The sequence below is a fragment of the Maribacter sp. UH1 genome (genome assembly GCF_056839145.1).
This window is the reverse complement of the sequence record NZ_CM166387.1, coordinates 3,906,531-3,925,348: the sequence shown is the minus strand read 5'-3', so window position 1 is coordinate 3,925,348 and position 18,818 is coordinate 3,906,531. Positions and strand designations below refer to the sequence as shown.

General features: G+C 30.6%; 20 protein-coding genes. 13 read left to right on the top strand and 7 right to left on the bottom strand.

What is annotated here, in order from left to right; genetic code table 11:
- Positions 1–49 precede the first annotated feature (49 nt).
- From UH1x_RS16945 to UH1x_RS16915, 7 genes are all read right to left on the bottom strand, one after another.
- A complete protein-coding gene (locus UH1x_RS16945) occupies positions 50–505 on the bottom strand; it encodes a DinB family protein (RefSeq protein WP_482623156.1) in 456 nt (151 codons plus the stop codon).
- Positions 506–865: 360 nt separating this feature from the next.
- On the bottom strand, positions 866–1,207 hold the full coding sequence (locus UH1x_RS16940; RefSeq protein ID WP_482623155.1) for a hypothetical protein: 342 nt from the start codon (positions 1,205–1,207) through the stop codon (positions 866–868).
- A gap of 12 nt (positions 1,208–1,219) precedes the next feature.
- Positions 1,220–2,311 carry an alkene reductase gene (locus UH1x_RS16935; RefSeq protein ID WP_482623154.1) on the bottom strand — a complete coding sequence of 364 codons (1,092 nt, stop codon included), beginning with the start codon at positions 2,309–2,311 and terminating at the stop codon, positions 1,220–1,222.
- Positions 2,308–3,933 carry a DHA2 family efflux MFS transporter permease subunit gene (locus UH1x_RS16930; protein WP_482623153.1) on the bottom strand — a complete coding sequence of 542 codons (1,626 nt, stop codon included), beginning with the start codon at positions 3,931–3,933 and terminating at the stop codon, positions 2,308–2,310. The genes UH1x_RS16935 and UH1x_RS16930 overlap by 4 nt, the downstream gene beginning before the upstream one ends.
- A gap of 4 nt (positions 3,934–3,937) precedes the next feature.
- Positions 3,938–4,972 carry an HlyD family secretion protein gene (locus tag UH1x_RS16925; protein ID WP_482623152.1) on the bottom strand — a complete coding sequence of 345 codons (1,035 nt, stop codon included), beginning with the start codon at positions 4,970–4,972 and terminating at the stop codon, positions 3,938–3,940.
- Positions 4,973–4,979: 7 nt separating this feature from the next.
- Positions 4,980–6,329, bottom strand: a complete 1,350-nt coding sequence (locus UH1x_RS16920) for a TolC family protein (RefSeq protein WP_482623151.1) — start codon at positions 6,327–6,329, stop codon at positions 4,980–4,982.
- Positions 6,330–6,379: 50 nt separating this feature from the next.
- The gene (locus UH1x_RS16915) at positions 6,380–6,811 is read right to left on the bottom strand and encodes a MarR family winged helix-turn-helix transcriptional regulator (RefSeq protein WP_482623150.1); all 432 of its coding nucleotides are present in this window, start codon (positions 6,809–6,811) and stop codon (positions 6,380–6,382) included.
- Positions 6,812–6,960: 149 nt separating this feature from the next.
- Here UH1x_RS16915 and UH1x_RS16910 point away from each other — a divergent pair, with 149 nt between their 5' ends.
- The 13 genes from UH1x_RS16910 to UH1x_RS16850 all read left to right on the top strand — a co-directional run bounded on the left by UH1x_RS16910 (position 6,961) and on the right by UH1x_RS16850 (position 18,815).
- Complete coding sequence (locus UH1x_RS16910; RefSeq protein WP_482623149.1) at positions 6,961–7,893, top strand: nitrilase family protein; 933 nt, start codon at positions 6,961–6,963, stop codon at positions 7,891–7,893.
- A gap of 65 nt (positions 7,894–7,958) precedes the next feature.
- Positions 7,959–8,540 carry an LOG family protein gene (locus tag UH1x_RS16905; protein WP_482623148.1) on the top strand — a complete coding sequence of 194 codons (582 nt, stop codon included), beginning with the start codon at positions 7,959–7,961 and terminating at the stop codon, positions 8,538–8,540.
- Between the two features lie 63 nt (positions 8,541–8,603).
- Positions 8,604–9,449, top strand: a complete 846-nt coding sequence (locus UH1x_RS16900) for an RteC domain-containing protein (protein WP_482623147.1) — start codon at positions 8,604–8,606, stop codon at positions 9,447–9,449.
- Positions 9,450–9,477: 28 nt separating this feature from the next.
- A complete protein-coding gene (gene blaOXA, locus UH1x_RS16895; protein WP_482623146.1) occupies positions 9,478–10,314 on the top strand; it encodes a class D beta-lactamase in 837 nt (278 codons plus the stop codon).
- A 17-nt stretch (positions 10,315–10,331) separates the two neighbouring features.
- The gene (locus UH1x_RS16890) at positions 10,332–11,078 is read left to right on the top strand and encodes an amidohydrolase family protein (protein ID WP_482623145.1); all 747 of its coding nucleotides are present in this window, start codon (positions 10,332–10,334) and stop codon (positions 11,076–11,078) included.
- A 287-nt stretch (positions 11,079–11,365) separates the two neighbouring features.
- A complete protein-coding gene (locus tag UH1x_RS16885) occupies positions 11,366–11,644 on the top strand; it encodes a helix-turn-helix domain-containing protein (RefSeq protein ID WP_482623144.1) in 279 nt (92 codons plus the stop codon).
- Between the two features lie 8 nt (positions 11,645–11,652).
- Positions 11,653–12,192, top strand: coding sequence for a hypothetical protein (locus UH1x_RS16880; RefSeq protein WP_482623143.1), 540 nt, complete (start codon positions 11,653–11,655; stop codon positions 12,190–12,192).
- Positions 12,189–12,851 (top strand): P-loop NTPase family protein, encoded by a 663-nt coding sequence (locus UH1x_RS16875; RefSeq protein WP_482623142.1) that lies wholly within the window; start codon positions 12,189–12,191, stop codon positions 12,849–12,851. Before UH1x_RS16880 ends, UH1x_RS16875 begins: the two co-directional genes overlap by 4 nt.
- A 101-nt stretch (positions 12,852–12,952) precedes the next feature.
- Positions 12,953–13,150 (top strand): helix-turn-helix transcriptional regulator, encoded by a 198-nt coding sequence (locus tag UH1x_RS16870; RefSeq protein WP_482623141.1) that lies wholly within the window; start codon positions 12,953–12,955, stop codon positions 13,148–13,150.
- 3 nt (positions 13,151–13,153) lie between these two features.
- Entirely contained in the window at positions 13,154–15,745 is a 2,592-nt protein-coding gene (locus tag UH1x_RS16865) for an ATP-binding protein (RefSeq protein ID WP_482623140.1), read from the top strand.
- A 2-nt stretch (positions 15,746–15,747) separates the two neighbouring features.
- Positions 15,748–16,419: a hypothetical protein gene (locus UH1x_RS16860; protein ID WP_482623139.1), complete on the top strand. Its 672-nt coding sequence runs from the start codon at positions 15,748–15,750 to the stop codon at positions 16,417–16,419.
- Entirely contained in the window at positions 16,412–16,972 is a 561-nt protein-coding gene (locus UH1x_RS16855) for an HNH endonuclease family protein (protein WP_482623138.1), read from the top strand. The genes UH1x_RS16860 and UH1x_RS16855 overlap by 8 nt, the downstream gene beginning before the upstream one ends.
- Positions 16,973–16,985: 13 nt before the next feature.
- Complete coding sequence (locus UH1x_RS16850) at positions 16,986–18,815, top strand: Eco57I restriction-modification methylase domain-containing protein (protein WP_482623137.1); 1,830 nt, start codon at positions 16,986–16,988, stop codon at positions 18,813–18,815.
- The last annotated feature ends 3 nt before the right edge of the window (positions 18,816–18,818 follow it).

Here is an 18,818-nt window from a genome sequence, read left to right as displayed (position 1 = left end):
GAAAAGTAAATGTTAAAGAATACATTAGACATTATCCGCTATATTTCTTTTAAAGAAATTTTCTAATATTCATCATGTACCCTAAATGTAAGCCCTCATGATAATTATTAAATTCAAAAGCATCTTTTAATGAGCTTAAATGAAACCCTGTTCCTGTCATTCTTTCATTAAAAGAAATAAACCTTTTGGTATAAAAATCTTGTCCTGTTTTTTCAATTAAGGATATCAAAAGCTCTTTGAGTTCCATAATCTCATCTGCAGTAGTTTGTTCAGTTGGCTTTGTTCCTGGCTTATAAAGTTCAAATAATTCTTCAGAGATATATTCTTTGACATTAGACGATTTATATATTAAGGCCTGTTGTGCAACTATTATATGCCCTATATTCCATATTAGATTATTACTAAATCCTTCAGGAATTTTATTCAGTTCTTCCAAAGTATATGTGTCCAAAAATTCTAAAAACAAGTTCCTGCTTGTTTTCCAAGTTTTAAATATTGATTCCATTATATATTATTAGATTATTTGATTTTTAAAAAAGTTTTAAAATATTTTGTTGATAGCCTACCAATGAAGGGGGAACTAATCAAAGGCAGGCATTCAACTACTTTGAAACAACTATTTAAATAAGTTCAATACTTATAATTTAACATATAGGTAGTTGCAGTTAATTAGAAACACTTAAACCAAAACTTATATACATTGTTCCAAAGAAAAAAGAAGGTTCAATTTTAAATTATGTAGAACATAAGAAACATCTTTCAGGCATTTGAAAAAATTTAGTCATAACAAAAGGGTTTGAGTTTACATACATTTCACCTTTATGACAATTCAGACATCTTCCTTCTAATATGTCAAGCATCATACTCAATTTTCATTAATATTAAGCCACTTATTATCATTCATATGTGCAAAGGAAAGTTTGTTTACTCTTTCATTCCCTTCTTTTTTTAACCTAATAACTTTCATATGAGTTTCAAATTCATTTATATGTAATATTTTTATTTCATCTTCTGTTTTCAATGTTTTATTATTATTGAAAACTTCATAGATTTTCTGACATATATTGTGTATATGATTCAATTCACATTTATAGCAAATTATTTTATCATTTTGAAACAACAACTTTCCAATAGATTGGTTAAAAATTTCCAATAAAATCTCAGTATTCTTATTGTTTTTAAAATTATATACAATAATTATAGTCATCGATTAAAAGTTCTAGCCTTCTAATGTTTCATAGTCAATATAACCTGCTTTGCCCCCTACATAATATGAGCTTTCATCAGGCACATTAAAATCGGCTTCTAGCATAAACCGTTTAGGTAGGTCTGGATTAGAAATAAATAATTTGCCAAAAGCAACAACATCTACAATACCATTGAATATTTCAAAATCTGCTTTTTCTAAAGTATACCCTCCATTACCAATGATTTTCCCTTTATAATATTTACCTAATGTTGCACTTACCCCATATATAAAATCAGAGTTTTTGTAAGCTTCGCCATCTTCTATCAAATGGATATAAGCCAAATTATAATGACTAAGTTCTTGTAATAAATAAGAATATAATCCTAATGGATTACTATCACTTATGTCATTAAAAGTACTTAGAGGTGATAGTCGTACTCCGATTTTTTGTAGGCTAAAGTATTTACGGACTTCTTGAATTATTTCGACTAAAAAACGTATCCTATTTTCAAATGCACCACCATATTTATCCGTTCGTTTATTTGTGCTATCTCTTAAAAATTGATCAATCAAATATCCGTTTGCTGCATGGATTTCAATACCATCAAAACCAGCATCAAAAGCATTTTTTGCGGCAATGCCAAATTGCATAATTATGCCCTCAATTTCTTCAATTCTCAATGGTTTGGGAGAAACAAAAGCTTCCATTTTATTTTGAGCCGATGTATGTATTTGCCCTTCTGCTTTTATAGACGAAGGCGCAACAGGTATTTTTCCTCCTTGGTTATTTGGGTGAGATATTCGTCCACCATGAAATAATTGTATGAAAATTTTACTTCCTGCTTCATGTACAGCGTCTGTAACTTTATTCCAGCCAATTACTTGGTTCTTTGTGTATATGCCTGGTGTATTGGGATAGCTTGTTCCTTGCAATGATATTTGCGATGCTTCTGATATAATTAAACCTGCGCTTGCTCGTTGGGCATAATATGTAGCCATTATTGGAGTTGGAACCCCATCTTCAGCAGCTCGACTCCTTGTCATGGGTGCCATAACTATACGGTTTTTTAATTTTAAATCCCCTAAATCAGTGGATTCAAAAAGTATACTTTCTAATTTCATTTTATTTGTATTTGGTTTAAATCTCTTTTGTTTAAATAAATTTTTGTTGCAATGATTACAGGTGCAGCACATAAAAACACCATGGAAATAGCAAAAAAGGTATTTTGAAATGCTAAAACTGCAGATTGTACATTTAATGCAATATCAACAGTGCCAAGTGCTGCACTTTTAGCTTCTATAGGATTATAACCTCTAGAAATAAGTGCCTGTGTAGCTCCTTGCACCCTGTCATTAAAAAGAGTATTGTACGGGGTGGTGTGTTGTAGTAGGTTTTTCCTATGAAATGCCATTTGATGTGCTAGATAAGTGGGCAGAAAAGCCATAGCAAATGAACCTCCACACTGTCTCCCAAAATTGAACAGCCCAGTACCAGTTAATAGTTCATTGCCTTTTAATTCGTTAAAAGCAATAAAGATTATAGGAACAAATAGCAGCCCAAGACCAAGGCCTCTAAGCATCATTGCAGGAATCATATCAGGGAAACCGGATATTATAGTAACATCGGATACAAAGATCATAGAAGTTATAACGCATACCACACCTAAAGCAGCACTAGCAAAAGGAGGGATTTTTTTTGTATCTACAATAATAGCGCTAATAATCAACCCTAAAAGAATGGCAATACCACTTGGAAATAATGTGTAACCTACTGCAGCACTTTGATAACGAAGTACATTTTGAACAAATCCAGGGATAACTGCTCCGCTTCCAAATAAAGCAAAACCGGAGACAAAACTTATTAAAAATGCTAATGAGAAAGACGAATTTCTAAATACAGAAAAGTCAATTAGCTTATAGTTCAGATGATCTCTTTTATTTTGAATAAAAAATAAAGTAAATCCAATTAGTGCAGTAATTGATAATATTGATATTTTTTGTTCTTCAAACCAATCGTATCTGGATCCTTCCTCCATAACGAATTGAAATGCGCCCAGTCCTATTGATAGCCAAACAACATTCAGCCAATTGATTTTAAATTCATTTTTAGAACTTTTGGGTAAAACAAATTTTGGTATTTGATTAATTAAAGGGATTGCACATATGCCTATGATTACTGTGAATAAAAATATTAGCTGCCATATATAGTGATAAGTAAGCCAACCACTAAAGGCAGGAATAACATTAGGTCCTAAAACAATGGCTAAGCTGAAAATTGCTTGTATAGTTCCTTGTTTTTTAATTGGGAATATGGTAAACAGAACAGCCTGAGCAACGGTGTAAAAAGCGGCACTACCTGCACCTAACAACACTCGGCCAACCATAAAAACACCTAAAGATGTAGTAGTACCGCACAAAAAAGCTCCTATAATAAATATGATAAGTGAGTATAGAAATAATTTTTTCCCACCTATAATTTTAGTCAACTGAATGGAGAGTATTAAAGCAATCAACTTAGATATAAAATACCCAATATTCATCCAAACTATTTCGTCTGCTGTTGCACTTAAAAAACCAGCAATTTCATCAATAGCTACAGATGAAGAAGTAGCAACTAAAATATCTAGTGCCGCGCAAACTGTGAACCCTAAAAGTAGGAGCCACTTTTTTTTTGAACCGAGAGAAAGAGTACTCCCTAGGTTAACGGTACTACTTTTATTTTTTGTCGTAGCTAATGTATTCATAGTACTAATTGTTGATTACTTTGATAACTGCACTCATACCTGCTCGTAATTTTTCATCTTTTATTTCATTCTCATTAAAAAGAATTTTTACAGGTATTCTTTGCGTAACTTTTGTAAAATTCCCAGTTGCATTATCTGCAGGAAAAAGTGAAAATTTAGCCCCAGTTGCTGCCGCAATAGATTCTATTTTTCCTGTAAAATGCTTGTTAGAAAATGCATCGATTTTAATTTCGACGTCTTGACCTTCTACCATTTTGGAAACTTGACCTTCTTTAAAATTTGCAACAATCCATAATTCTGAAAAATCTGTTATGGCCATAAGTGGCTGTCCAGGACCAATTACTTGCCCAGCTTCAATCATTTTTCTGGATACTACACCAGAAGCTGGGGCTTTAATCTCAGTATAAGATAGTTTTAACTCTGTGTTTTGAACTTGAACCTCGGCGGCTTCAATAGCTGCATCTATACTACTGATTTTTTGAAAAGAGGCGTTATACTGACCATTGGAGGCATTATATTGTTGCTCCGCAGCTGCAACTTGTGAAGTAACGACATCAAAACTGGTGTTGATATCATCGATTTTAGATTGCGGTATGATGTCGTCATTACGAAGATTTGTAAAGCGTACTAAATCTGTGCTTAGTCTTTTTTTCTTTGCTTTTACTACAGCTATATTGGTAAATGCAGCTCTGGATGCAGATTTAGAAGCTTCTACAGCTGCTAAAGCAGCAGCTTTTTCTGCTTGTATTTGTGCTAAACCTGCTTTGGCTTGTGCGTACATTAACTCTATATCACTTTTATCGATACGTGCTAAAACCTGACCTTTTTCAACGAACTCATTGTCGTCTACTAAGACTTCTAATACTTGCCCGCCAATTTTGGGGTTAACTTGATATATGTGACCTTCAACTTGGGCATTATCAGTTTTCTCATATCTTAAATGCCCAATAAAAAGATAACAGCAGTATATTAACGCAATTAAAAGGATAGATAAAATGATTATTTTCTTCGTGTTTTTTGAATCTTTTGTGTTTTTCATTTCTTTATTACTTAAAAGTTGATTGCCAAATTTTTATTCCTTTTGCTTGTTTTACTTTATACTGAGCTATTATGCATTTGTATTCAGATTCTAATAAGGATAATTGTGCACCAGATAATACTACCTCAGTATCCAATAAATCCAAATTGGTAATTAATTGATTGTCATACTTTTTTCGAGCCTGTTTTACTGCTATTTCGGCTTGATGAATTAATATTTTATTGTTTTCATATTGTTTATAGGCGTTCTCTAAAGTTTCTATGGCAGAAGTTAATTCTGTATTAATTTTTGTATTTATTTCATTTAGATGCCATTTACTGTTCTTCTTTTTTATTTTGGCAATTTGCTGTTCATGCTTTACCTTAAAACCTTGAAATAGTGGAACCGTTACTTTAGCAAATGCAGCATAATTAAATCTGAATTCATCCAGGTCAGGTAAGTATCCATTGTGAAAACCTGTAGTGCCACCTATAGTTATAAAAGGTAGATTTCCCTTATTTGCCAAATTTTGACCACTAACTAATATGGAGTCTACGTGTTTTGCAATAGTTAGTTCACTTCGAATTTCTTTTGTTTTAAGGGTTTTTTCAGTACGTTGTTTTTCAATATTTAAAACTCCTTTTATTGCTAATTCTTTTGCATTAGGAGACCTCCCCATTAATTCTCCTAAATGATACTTTAGATTGTTTAAAGAATTTTGAAGACTTACTTTTTTATTTTGTGCAGTTGTTATTCTAACATTAGTATTCACTTGGTCAAAACTTGTTGCCAGCCCATTGTCTACAAAACCATTAATCCGTTTTAAATTTCGCTGTAAAGAAGTAATAAGTTGATTTTGAACATTAATTGCGTTCTCTGTAAATAAAATTGTTGTGAATAGTTCTGTTGCCGCATATGTAAGCTGCTTTTGTGCAGCTTCTAACCCTTCTTCTAAAATTAACTTTTCAATTTTAGATATATTGATAACCTCTTTTGTTCTTCCGAAATCATAGAGTACATACTGTACTCCGGCATATACATTATAATTGTCGTTAGGAAACAAAGGAAGGACTATGGGGTTATCTCCTATGGGTAAGGTTACCTCTGAGACAGGATCTACGTAAGTAAAAGACCCTTCTAAAATCATTTTAGGATATTTATAGCTTTTAGCGACACCTATGTTGGATTGAGCTATTTCAATTTTGCCTTCAGATTGTTTCAATATTGGATTATGCTCTAATATAATCTTCAATACATTTTGTAAAGAGAGAGAATCAGAAGTATTTTGTCCAAGTATTGTGGAGGTTCCAAAAAAGAATAAAGCCCCAAAAAGAATTTTAGTTTGAATAATTTTTAAAGTGTATTTAATATTTTTCATTTTAGTATAATAGTATTTAGTAGTATAGTGTACTATTTATTTAAATTTTTTTATTTTAAATTTTTCTCTATTTCATTTAAGACCTCATGAAAAACTATCAATTTTTCATTCGATATATTATTATGGGCTTCACTTAACGTATTTTCAATAATTGGCATGAGTTGTTTTTTAATGTTTTTGCCAACTTCAGTTAAATAAATAACATTGGCTCTACGATCTGTAGGATGTGGAGCTCTTTGAATTAACTTTCGCTTTTCAAGACCATCTACAAGTTTAGTTACACTTGTTTTAAATTTACCAACACTTTCTCCTAGTTCATTTTGTGTCTTACCATCACTCTCCCATAAAACAACTAACATTTTAAGTTGTTCTGCAGTGATATCAAAACCTTCTTTTATAAAATTCTGATTTATCTTATTTACCAAAAGCAAAGACACATTACGTATTTTGTAACCACTTGTTTCGTGTAAATTTTTTATCATAATTAAACGGGTTTAATTTATTTTAAGCAAATATAGTATAATTTAGTAGTATAGTGTACTAAATTTTAATATTTTTGACTAATACATATTATTAATGAATATTTTGACTTATTTAGTAAAAATTGTAACCATAATTTAAAGTAATGTATATGAATTTAGCTGTAGCCCAATTTCAACCCAAAGACGGGGATAAGAAGTACAACCTTTCTGTAATTAAAAGTCTCGCAGAGAAAGCCAAATCTATGGGGGCAAACGTTATAAGTTTTCATGAAATGTGTATTACTGCCTATACGTTTACTAAGGACTTAAATAAAGAACAGATATTTAATTTGGCAGAGGAAGTGCCAAATGGAGAAAGTACTCAGGCTTTAATAGAAATTGCTAAGGAATTTGACATACCCATTTTGGCTGGATTAATTGAAAAAGAAAATAATAAAATTTTCAATACTTATATATGCGTAACTAAACAGGGAGTAATTGCAAAATACAGAAAATTACATCCTTTTATAAATAAGTATATGTCATCCGGAAATGAATATTGTGTATTTGATCTTCTTGGTTGGAAATGTGGAATATTAATTTGTTATGACAACAATGTTATCGAAAATGTCAGAGCCACTAGCCTTTTGGGGGCAGAAATAATTTTTGCTCCTCATGTTACAGGTTGTACTCCATCAGCAATGCCATTAAGGGGCTACGTCGAAAAGAAGTATTGGGAGAACAGAGAAACCGACCCTGTATCTTTGAGGTTGGAGTTTGATGGCCCTAAAGGAAGGAGATGGTTAATGCGTTGGTTGCCTGCAAGGGCTTATGATAATGGTGTGTATTATGCATTTACTAACCCAATCGGTTATGATGGAGAGCACTTGAAGAATGGTAATTCTATGATAATTGACCCGTTTGGAGAGGTCTTGTCTGAAATTAAGTCTTTTGAAGATGAAATTTCAATTTCAAAACTTACTAAGGATAAAATATCACTTTCTGGAGGTTGGAGATACAAACAAGCCAGAAGACCAGATCTGTATCGTGATATTGTTGGAGCCAACCATGATTCTAAAACAATGCCAACTTGGATGAAATAAAAAGTTTAAAAAGGTAAAATGGTAGAGTTTTTTAAAACTAGGAATAGTACAATCTGATAAAGAAGATGAAGAGTATTGCTGTATTTTGTGGGTCAAGTATTGGCGCGAATGAGAATTATGGAAAAGAAGCCTTTAAATTAGGTGCACTATTAGCAAAAAAATCTATTACAATTGTTTACGGGGGTGGTTCTGTAGGTTTAATGGGTAAACTTGCCGATGGTGCGTTAAATTCTAGTGGAATTGTAATTGGTGTAATGCCAAAGTTTCTAATAGAGAAAGAAATAGCTCACAAAGGATTAACTCAATTGATTCAAGTGGATACAATGCATCAACGAAAAAGTAAGATTGAAAAAATTTCAGATGGGTTTATTGTTTTACCTGGTGGACATGGGTCTATGGAGGAATTTTTCGAAATATCAACATTTGCTCAATTAGGGCTTCACTGTAAACCAATTAGTATTTTAAATGTTAATGGTTACTATGATGAATTAATAAATTTTTCCAGAAAAACAGTATCTGAAGGATTTACTAAAAATACATATCACAATATGTTAATTGTTGATAATGATACTGAAAAATTGATTGAAAGAATGAAAAATTATGTCCCATCTATTACAGCAAAGTGGGTAACCAAGGATAATATATAATTCTATTATTTACATTAAATAATATTTATTAAAGTGCTAAAAAAATAAAATTGGTGTCTAATCATGAAATCGCACTTAGAACTAATAAAGAATTTGGAATACAAACTTGAATCCTTAGAAGCTGATTCAAGTGATATTCTTTATAAAGCTGAGCAAGGAATAAAATTGTCTAAGTATACATTAGAAAAATTAAGGGATTTAGTGATAAAAAAAACTTTTGAAAATGATTTTTCTGAAATAAACTTCTTTAAAAATTATAAGCCACAAGTTTTTAGTAAACTCATTTATTATGTTAAGCTATTTAATATTGAAACAAAAAGGCCGAGAAGCAGTAAAAAGTCCCAGATAGAATACTTAAATAACCATATCGACAAATTACAAGTATATTTTAATGATAACCTTGAATTTTATCATTATTACCGAAGAGGGGCAACACTTTTAGATGATTTATATTTTTTAAGAGATAAGGCGGATATACGGCTAAATCCTGAAACGTTTCATTTTTTTACTGATAAAGAATTCTCAACAAGTCATGACAGTGCTGTAGCAACAATTTTAGCTTATGATATGCTTATAATCCATCTAAAAAAAGAAACAGATAAATTAGATAATAGTAATGGTATGGAAACAGAAAACGCTTCAATTCAAAAGCAGTCAAGGCTCTTTTGGACCGGTAGTAAAACCGATTTGATTGAATTAATTTATGCCCTACATAGCACCGGAGCAGTTAACAATGGAACTGCTGATATAAAGGAATTGGCGACAGCTTGTGAACAGCTATTTAATGTGGAATTGGGGAATTATTATCATACTTTTATAGAACTTAGGTCTCGTAAATCAAACAATACAAAATTTTTGGATAGTCTAAAAGATGCTTTAATCAATAGAATGAGAGATTCAGATGGCTAATGAAACTTTTAAATTAATATTATTATAAATGAAAACAACTTTAACTGTAATCCTCCTAATTCTTTGCTTTTCTTGCAAAAAGCAGAAAGAATCGAAAAACACTGAAATAGTAAAATCGATTAGTAATGAAATTCAAATGCCAGAATTTCAAGTAATTATTGATTCTTCTGATGTTAACGGGGCAATTTTAATTTATGACCTAAAAAAAGACATGTATTATTCTAATGATTTTGAATGGTCCAAGAATGGCAATTTACCAGCTTCAACTTTTAAAATAGCGAACTCTATAATTGGACTAGAAACCGGTGTTATTGAAAGTGACAGTACTGTCTTTAAGTGGGATGGAAAAAAGAAGTGGTTAAAAAATTGGGAGCAAGATTTAGTGCTCAGAAAAGCTTTTCAATTTTCATGTGTTCCTTGCTATCAAGAAGTTGCAAGAAAAATTGGGGCTAAAAGGATGAATGATTATGTTCAAAAATTAAATTACGGAAATTTAAAAATCGATTCTACTAATATCGATAATTTTTGGTTGGAAGGAAAATCTCGAATTAGTCAAATACAGCAAATTAATTTTTTGAAAAGACTCTACACCTTTGAACTTCCTATTTCCAAAAGAACATATAAAATAATAAAAGATATTATGCTTATTGAAGAATCGGAACAATTTAAACTTAGTGGTAAATCTGGTTTATCAAATGATGGAGAGTACTACAATGGGTGGTTTGTTGGGTATATTGAATTAGAAAACAACACTTATATTTTTGCTACAAACTTAGAGCCCAAAAAAGAATTTAAAACTGATTTGTTCATTAAGAAAAGATTGGATTTAACGCTAGAAGCTTTTACTGCGATGAATGTTCTTTAATAAATACCTAAAAAAGTATGAAAATTTTCGATTCTCATTTCCATATTATAAATCCAAAATTTCCTTTAGTAGAAAATAATGGTTATTTACCTCCTGAATTTACTGTTAAAAACTATGTTGAGCAAGTCAAAAGTTATGGAATTGAAGGGGGTGCAATAGTTTCAGGATCATTTCAAAAATTTGATCAAGATTATTTATTGGATGCACTTAATACTTTTGGAAAAAACTATTTTGGAGTAGCAAATATTCCAATGGAAATGACAGATGATAAATTAAACAACTTAAATGAATCTAACATTCGTGCGGTTAGGTTTAATTTAAAAAGAGGAGGTTCTGAAAGATTAGAAAATATGGTTGAATTAGCAAACAAATTATATGATGCTTATAATTGGCATACAGAACTTTATGTTGACAGCAAAAACTTAAAGGAGCTGAAATCCACCCTTGAGCAAATTCCAAAATTCTCAATAGACCACTTAGGACTTTCTAAAACAGGATTAAAGGATTTATATTATTGGGCAGAAAAGGGGGTGAAAATTAAGGCTACAGGATTCGGAAGGTTAGATTTTGACCCAATTACTGCAATGAAAAAGATTTATTCAATCAACCCAGATTCATTAATGTTTGGAACAGACTTACCATCTACAAGAGCAAAAACACCGTTTACATTTAATCATTTAAAAAGCATTATTGATAATTTTTCAGATTATGAACAAGAACGCATTTTATACCAAAATGCATTTGACTGGTATATAAATAACTAGCCTCAATATCTCCCACTACAAACCCACCTTGGGGAATCATGGCATAAAGAAGCTATTCATAAAATTTGCTCAAAATTGTTAATTTGATTTTCCCTTGAATAAGTAAATTCACATTAATGTAATCTATTGAAAATGAAATTTTAAAAGAAACCCATAGTGGGTTTGTCTATTGAATAAAGTAGAATTATACTTACCAAATTTGTAGGACGAAAATCAAATCAATTCAAAGTCGTCTTTAAAAATTATAACAATTGGCGGCTTTGTTTTCTAAAACCAGTTCTACAAATATGGCAGCAACAATTATTACTACGGAAGACCTTCGAGAATTCAAAATGGAACTACTCGATGACATTAAACAACTACTCAACAATCAATCTGGTCATTCCTCTAAAAAATGGCTGAAATCTCCAGAAGTTAGAGACCTTTTGGGTATTTCTCCAGGTACATTACAGAACTTAAGAATCAATGGTACCCTACCCTATACTAAAGTCGGTGGCGTATTGTACTATGATTATCAAGAAATCATACAAGTGCTAGAAAAGAACAGGATTCACAATAAATACTAAATCGTGCTTTGGAAGATATTAACTATATCAAACACCTCAATGGTGTCTTTGTGCAATTTTCTAAAGACACGCGCTTAAATCCAACACATATTAGTTTGTATGTAGCCTTATTTCAGTTGTGGAACAATAGTTTTTTTAAAGTTGAATTCTATATCAACCGAGAGGAAGTAATGGATTATTCTAAAATTGGTTCTAAGTCTACCTACCATCGTTGTATTAAAGAATTAAGTCATTGGAAATACTTGCTGTACACACCATCCCATAACCCATTTAAGGGAAGTAGAATCAAGATGTTCGATTTTGGGACAAGTACTGAACAAGCTCAGTACCCAAGTCGTACCAATATCGAGACAAGTACTGGACAAGCATTGGTATCTATAAACAAACATATACAAACTATAGAAAACAATAAAAACTTAAACAAACGGCAAAATTTTAAAAATTTAAATTCTCAGAATTCTGAAACTGAAAGCGAACAAAACACAACCGTCCCATATCAGGACAACCTAAAGACCAGTTCGGATAAAGATTACGATGAGCCTTTATGAATAATATAAAACCACATATCATTGTTGAAGGAAGTGTACAATATTCACTTGGGAAGTTTGATGGTAAAAATGTGCTTTACGACTTTGATAAAATGCTCATCTATCTCAATGCAAAAGGGAAGCTGTTATTTGGCAAAAACTTTAAAATTTATAAAGAAGACCGAGAGATACTTTTCAAGCTGTGCAATTACTTTATCAAAGATGAAGCGAATTGTAAAAAGCTAAATATTGACCCAAACAAAGGAATCCTACTTTCTGGTCCAGTTGGTTGTGGTAAGACTAGTTTAATGAAATTATTGCGCCATATTGTTCCTCATCAAAAACAATATAAAATTATCCCCACCCGAAACATTGCATTTGGTTTCAACCACATAGGCTATAAAACCATTGAGGATTATGGCGATGGTCAATACTTCTGTTTTGATGATTTAGGTGTTGAACCCATAGGGCGGCATTATGGGAAAGATTGCAATGTAATGGGTGAAATATTACTGTCTCGCTATGAATTCTTTCTACAAACTAAAATAAAAACACACGCTACTACAAATCTTAATGCCGCTGAGTTGGAAGAGCGCTATGGTAACCGGGTACGTTCTCGAATGAGACAACTATTTAATTTGATTGCTTTTGATAGAGGGAGTAAGGATAAGAGGAAGTAACGAATGAAATAAATCTATTAATAGTGGTAGAAAATATTTAAATTGCAAAATCTTATATAGAATTAATAAATTAAACTAATTCACTAATTAAATAGCTTAAAATGACTATAAATCGTATTAAAGTTGTATTGGCAGAAAAAAACAGAAAAAATAAGTGGTTAGCTAAAGAACTTGGTAAAAGTGAATCTACAATTTCTAACTGGTGCACAAACGAAAGTCAACCATCTTTAGAGACATTGGTAGAGGTCGCAAATGTATTAGATTCAGATATTAGAGAATTATTATTTCCAACAAAATAGAATATGTCTAAAATATCATTCAAAGTATCAGCTAGAACAGCAAGACTTATTGGGAGAGAAAATATTGCTACATCAAAAGGGGCTATTATTGAACTAGTTAAGAATGGTTATGATGCTGATAGCGATATTAGTGTAGTATATTTTGATAATAGACATTCTACAATCAAAAATGAGATTGATATTGATTATTATAATATTCTACAAAAAAAAGGTATTAATGCCAGAATTTTAGAAAGTATTTACGATTCAAAAAATGGAAAATATATCATAAAAGAGGAATTAGATGATGAGTCAAAAAAACTATTTCGTAAAGCTCTTAATAAACTTAGTTCACTTTATATAATTGATTCTGGTGAGGGAATGACTCAAAATATTATCAGAGATTATTGGATGACAATAGGAACTGACCACAAAGCTATAGATGTGTTTACTAAATCAGGAAAAGTTAAATCTGGTGCAAAAGGTATAGGCAGATTCGCATTAGACAAGTTAGGTAGTAAATGTGAAATGATTACAGTTTATAATCCAGAAAATCATAATCCGGATACTGACGAAAATGGAAAGATTTCAAATTTCAGTGGATATAACTGGAAAGTGAATTGGGAAGATTTTGAAGGAAATTTTAAAACTATCGATACGGTAAAAGCTACTTTGACAGGTATAAGTTCTAAAACAATTAAAGAAGAGATTAATACAGAAATTCCTGAATTGGATTTAGATGAATTGAATACGAAAGTAAATTTTGAATTTGGTACGATTTTAAAAATAACAGATTTAAGGGATAATTGGGAAGACTATTATGTTGAACAGGTATATTCTGACCTTGAGGTATTAGTGCCTCCAAAGGAAAGTGGAGAATTTCAAATTTTCTTGTTTTCCACTTTGTATCCTGAAAAATATGGAGAAGTAGTTGGCTCTGTTTGTGATGATTTTGACTACAAGTTGATAGCATCCGCTGATGACAAGCAAATGGTAACTATAAAAATTTTGAGAGATGAATATGATTTAGATTTAATTGACCCTGACTTTTTTAAAAGAGAGGAAATGCGTTCAAAGCCATATACAAAAGCTGATTTTGTTCGAGGCTATTGGGAAAAGAAAATAACTTTTTCTCAATTATTACCAGGCTTTTCAGAAAAAGATGAGGAGAAAGTTTTTAATAACATTGGTGTTTTCAACTTTACATTTTACTATATGAAAAAGGGATATAGTAGCGCTGATATTAAAAGATTCTACTATAATTCTTTTATGACTAATAATCGAAGAGCATGGTTAGATAAGTTTGCAGGTGTAAAACTCTTTAGAGATAATTTTAGGGTTAGGCCTTATGGAGAGGTAAGAAACACATCTTTTGATTGGTTAGACTTAGGGTTACGTAAATCTCAAAATCAGGCAGGTATAGCCAAAGAAGAAGGAGGATGGAGAGTCGAACCAGAAAATGTTTCAGGTGCTATTAAAATATCCCGACTAACTAACGTAGACTTTGAAGATAAATCAAGTAGAGAAGGTTTACAAGAAAATAAAACTTTTCAAATATTTAAAAAAGTATTAGCAAATATAATTTTAATATTAGAAGAAGACCGAGCTTATATAGCAAGAGCTATGGATAGTTATTACAAAGAAAAATATGAAGATGCTATTAATAGAGAAAAAGCTGAGGCATTGGCCAAATCTATCTTAAAAAAAGAGAAAGAAAAAAAGGAAAAAGAAAAAAAAGGAGATAATAGTGGTTCTAAAGACCAAGGTGGTAATCAAAAAGCCAATGATTCGTCAAATGAATCTGTCGTATTAGCAGAACTAAATAGAGAAAAAGATGAAGAAATTGAAAAGCTTAAGGATGAACAGAAAGTCCTAAGAGGACTTGCCAGTAGTGGTATTGTCCTAGCATCATTTAGCCATGATTTAAGTAAATTAAACGATGTACTTGATTCAAGAGTTGAAAAACTAAAAAAAATTGTTTCGACTAAATTCACTGAAAAAGATTATGTGAATGTCGAAGACCGAAAAAATCCATTCGCCCGTCTTGAAAAAATGAAAAAACAAGATTTAAAACTTCAAAATTGGTTGAAATTTTCATTAGGAGCGACACGTAAAGACAAGAGGAAAAGACCACAAATTTATCTTCATAAATACTTTAAAGATTTAAAAGATGATTGGCAAATAATTTTGGAAAATAGAGCTATAAATTTTGATATTTCTAATATTGAAGAAATTGATTTAAGAGTTTTCGAAATAGAATTTGATAGTATTTTTAATAACCTATTGGTTAACTCTTTTGATGCGTTTAAAAATTCAAAAGAAGATAGAGCCAGGAAAATAAGTGTGATTACAAAGGCTACACAAAAAGAGATTGTTATTGAATATTATGACAATGGACCTGGTCTAAGTGAAGACATTGAAAATCCTGAGAAAATTTTTGAACCTTTATTTACTACTCGTAGAAATCCATTTACAGGAGAAGAAGAAGGAACTGGATTAGGGATGTGGCTAATTAAATCAATTGTAAAAGAAAATGACGGAAAAACAGCTCTGTTATTTCCCAAAACAGGTTTTGGAATACGACTAACATTTCCAGTTAAATATAAACGTAATTAATCATGTATAAACTTTTATTTATAGACGAAGAAGATGATGATATTGAGGATTTTAAAGATTATATTGAAGAAAGAGATTTAGAAAATCTATTTGAAGTAAAGTCAATTTATCCCCTAGGTGATTTAGAAGAAATGATAGATGAAGTTATCGCCTATCATCCTGATGCAATTGTCACGGACTATATGCTCAATGAAATTAAAACTAGTATAAAATATAACGTATCATATAATGGCACCCAATTGGTAAAGGCTTTTTTAGAAACGAGAGAAGAATTTCCCTGTTTTGTATTGACTTCATTTGATGATACAGCAATTGGAGAGAGCGACGATGTTAATATTGTATATATCAAAGGGATTTTACATGGCTCAGAGAAAGGTACTAAAGCTAAAGCAACTTTTTTAGACAGAATTAAGAATCAGATAATTCATTACAAATCAAAACTTGAAAACGCTGAAACTCGAATTATTGAATTACTTGAGAAATCTCAAAAAGAACCTTTAGATGCTCCTGAAAATGATGAATTAATAAAACTGGATTCTTTAATTGAAAATGCATTAGACAAAAAAAGTAATATTTCTAAAACTGCAAAACAGCAGATTAAATCAGAGCCATTATCTGAGTTATTGAAAAAGGTTGACGAATTAACTAAATCTCTTAGTAAAAAAAATGACTAAGCTTTTATTTAGAAATAAGGAGGAAACACCTTTTCGTACATACAAGGGAAGAGAGTATAAAAATTATCGTACTTACAAACCATTTCTTCGAGAGGATTTTAAAAAGAAATGTGGATATACTGGATGTATAGATGACTGGTTTGGAGGAACAACTTCATTCCAAATAGACCATTTTCAACCACAATCAATTTACCCAGATTTAAAGGTAAAATATTCAAACCTTATTTATTCCTGTTCTTATGTTAATAGAGCAAAAAGTAATGATGATGGGAATTATTTAGACCCTTGTAATTCGGACTATAATGAACATTTTTTTAGAAATGATAAAGGTGAAATTTTTGCTTTTAAATCTTCTCCTAAAGCTGTTTATATGCATAAAAAACTCAAATTATATCTGAATAGGTATAGTATAATATGGACATTGGAACGGTTAGAGAATAGTATGTATCAACTTCAAAAATTAATTGAATTAAATGATAATGAAGAAGCAAAACAATTATTTGTGGAGGTAGGGATAATGTATAATAATTACAAAAGATACTTGAGAGCTTAAGCTTTTAAAATTTATGAATAAAGAGATTTTTAAATATTTAGAAAAACATTATGAAGACCCAGAAAAGGTCAATAGATTAATTGTGTCCAATTTTATTTATTCTAATAAAATTGAAAAAACTGAAAATGAAGAATTTAAAAAATACATAATAAATGAAAAATCTCCATTATATCCTGAACTTGAAGAGTTTCTATTAGTTCATAGAATATTAAATATTGAAGAACTAATTAAGATTTTTGAGTTTGTTATTTCTCCCTTAGACAGGGTTATTACTGGGGCTATTTATACACCTGACTATATCAGAGAGTATATATTAGATAACATATTTAAAGGAGTACAAAATTTTGATAATGTCCAAATTTGCGATCCAGCTTGTGGTTGTTCAGCTTTTTTATTGAATGCATCTATTTTAATCAAAAAAAAGACTAATAAATCTTATAAATTAATATTCGAAGAGAATTTATTTGGTTTAGATATTCAGGGGCACTCTATTGAAAGGTCTAAATTAGTTCTTACCCTCTTTGCTCTTTCGGAAGGAGAAGATTTTAGCAAAATAGTATTTAATCTATTTACCGGGAATGCGCTTAATTTTGATTGGTCAGTATGTATTGAAAATTTTAATGGGTTTCAGTACGTAGTAGGAAACCCTCCATATGTTTGTTCAAGGAATTTAGATGAGGAATCTAAAGAACTTTTAAAAGATTGGTCAGTATGTTCCACTGGTCATCCAGATTTATATATTCCTTTTTTTGAAATTGGATTATCAATTCTAGATGATCATGGAAAATTAGGTTTTATTACAATGAATACTTTCTTTAAGAGTATTAATGGAAGAGCGTTGCGAGAATATTTTAAAGAGAATACTTTCCAGATTAAAATATTAGATTTTGGTAGTGAACAAGTTTTTAATTCTAAATCAACCTATACATGCATTTGTTTTATTTCTAAAGAGGAACAAGAATATATCGAATATTCAAAACTGAATTCAAAAGAATTAAAAGAAAAAATAACTTTAAGTAGAATTAAATACACCGAGCTTGATAGCTTCAATGGATGGAACTTGCAAAGTAGTGATGTAATCAATAAGATTGAATCTATTGGTACGCCTTTAGGCGATAAATTTAGAACGAGAAATGGAATAGCAACTTTAAAAAATAAAATCTACATATTCTCTCCTATTTCTGAAGATGATAATTACTATTATTTACAGAATGGACAAGTATATCCAATAGAAAAAGAAATTTGTTCGGATATAATAAACCCTAACAAACTAGCAAAAGCAGGTATTACTAAAAAAAATCGACAAAAGATTATTCTGCCTTATAAACGTTCATCTAAAGATATTGAAGTAATCGAGGAAAATTTATTCAAATTAAGTTACCCTAAAGCTTATGAATATTTAGAATCTGTCAGAGATATTTTGGCAACTAGAGATAAAGGGAAAGGAGCTGATTATAAAACGTGGTACGAATTTGGTCGTAACCAATCTTTAGAGAAGATGGAGTACAAACTCTTTTTTCCTCATATTTCTTCTACTATACCTGACTATTTAATAAACAAAAATAAAAACCTTTTGTTTTATAATGGATTAGCTCTAGTCGCTAAGAATAATAGGGATTTAGAATTTATGAAGAAAATTATGAGTTCTAGACTTTTTTGGTTTTATGTAACTAAATCTAGTAAACCGTATGGTTCCGGATATTATTCGCTAAGCAGAACGTACATAAAGAACTTTGGATTATTTGATTTTTCAGAAGAAGAAATGGATATGATTATAAATGAAAAAAATAAAAGTAAGTTAGATGAGTTTATTGAATCAAAATATGAAATAGAATTATCTTAAATA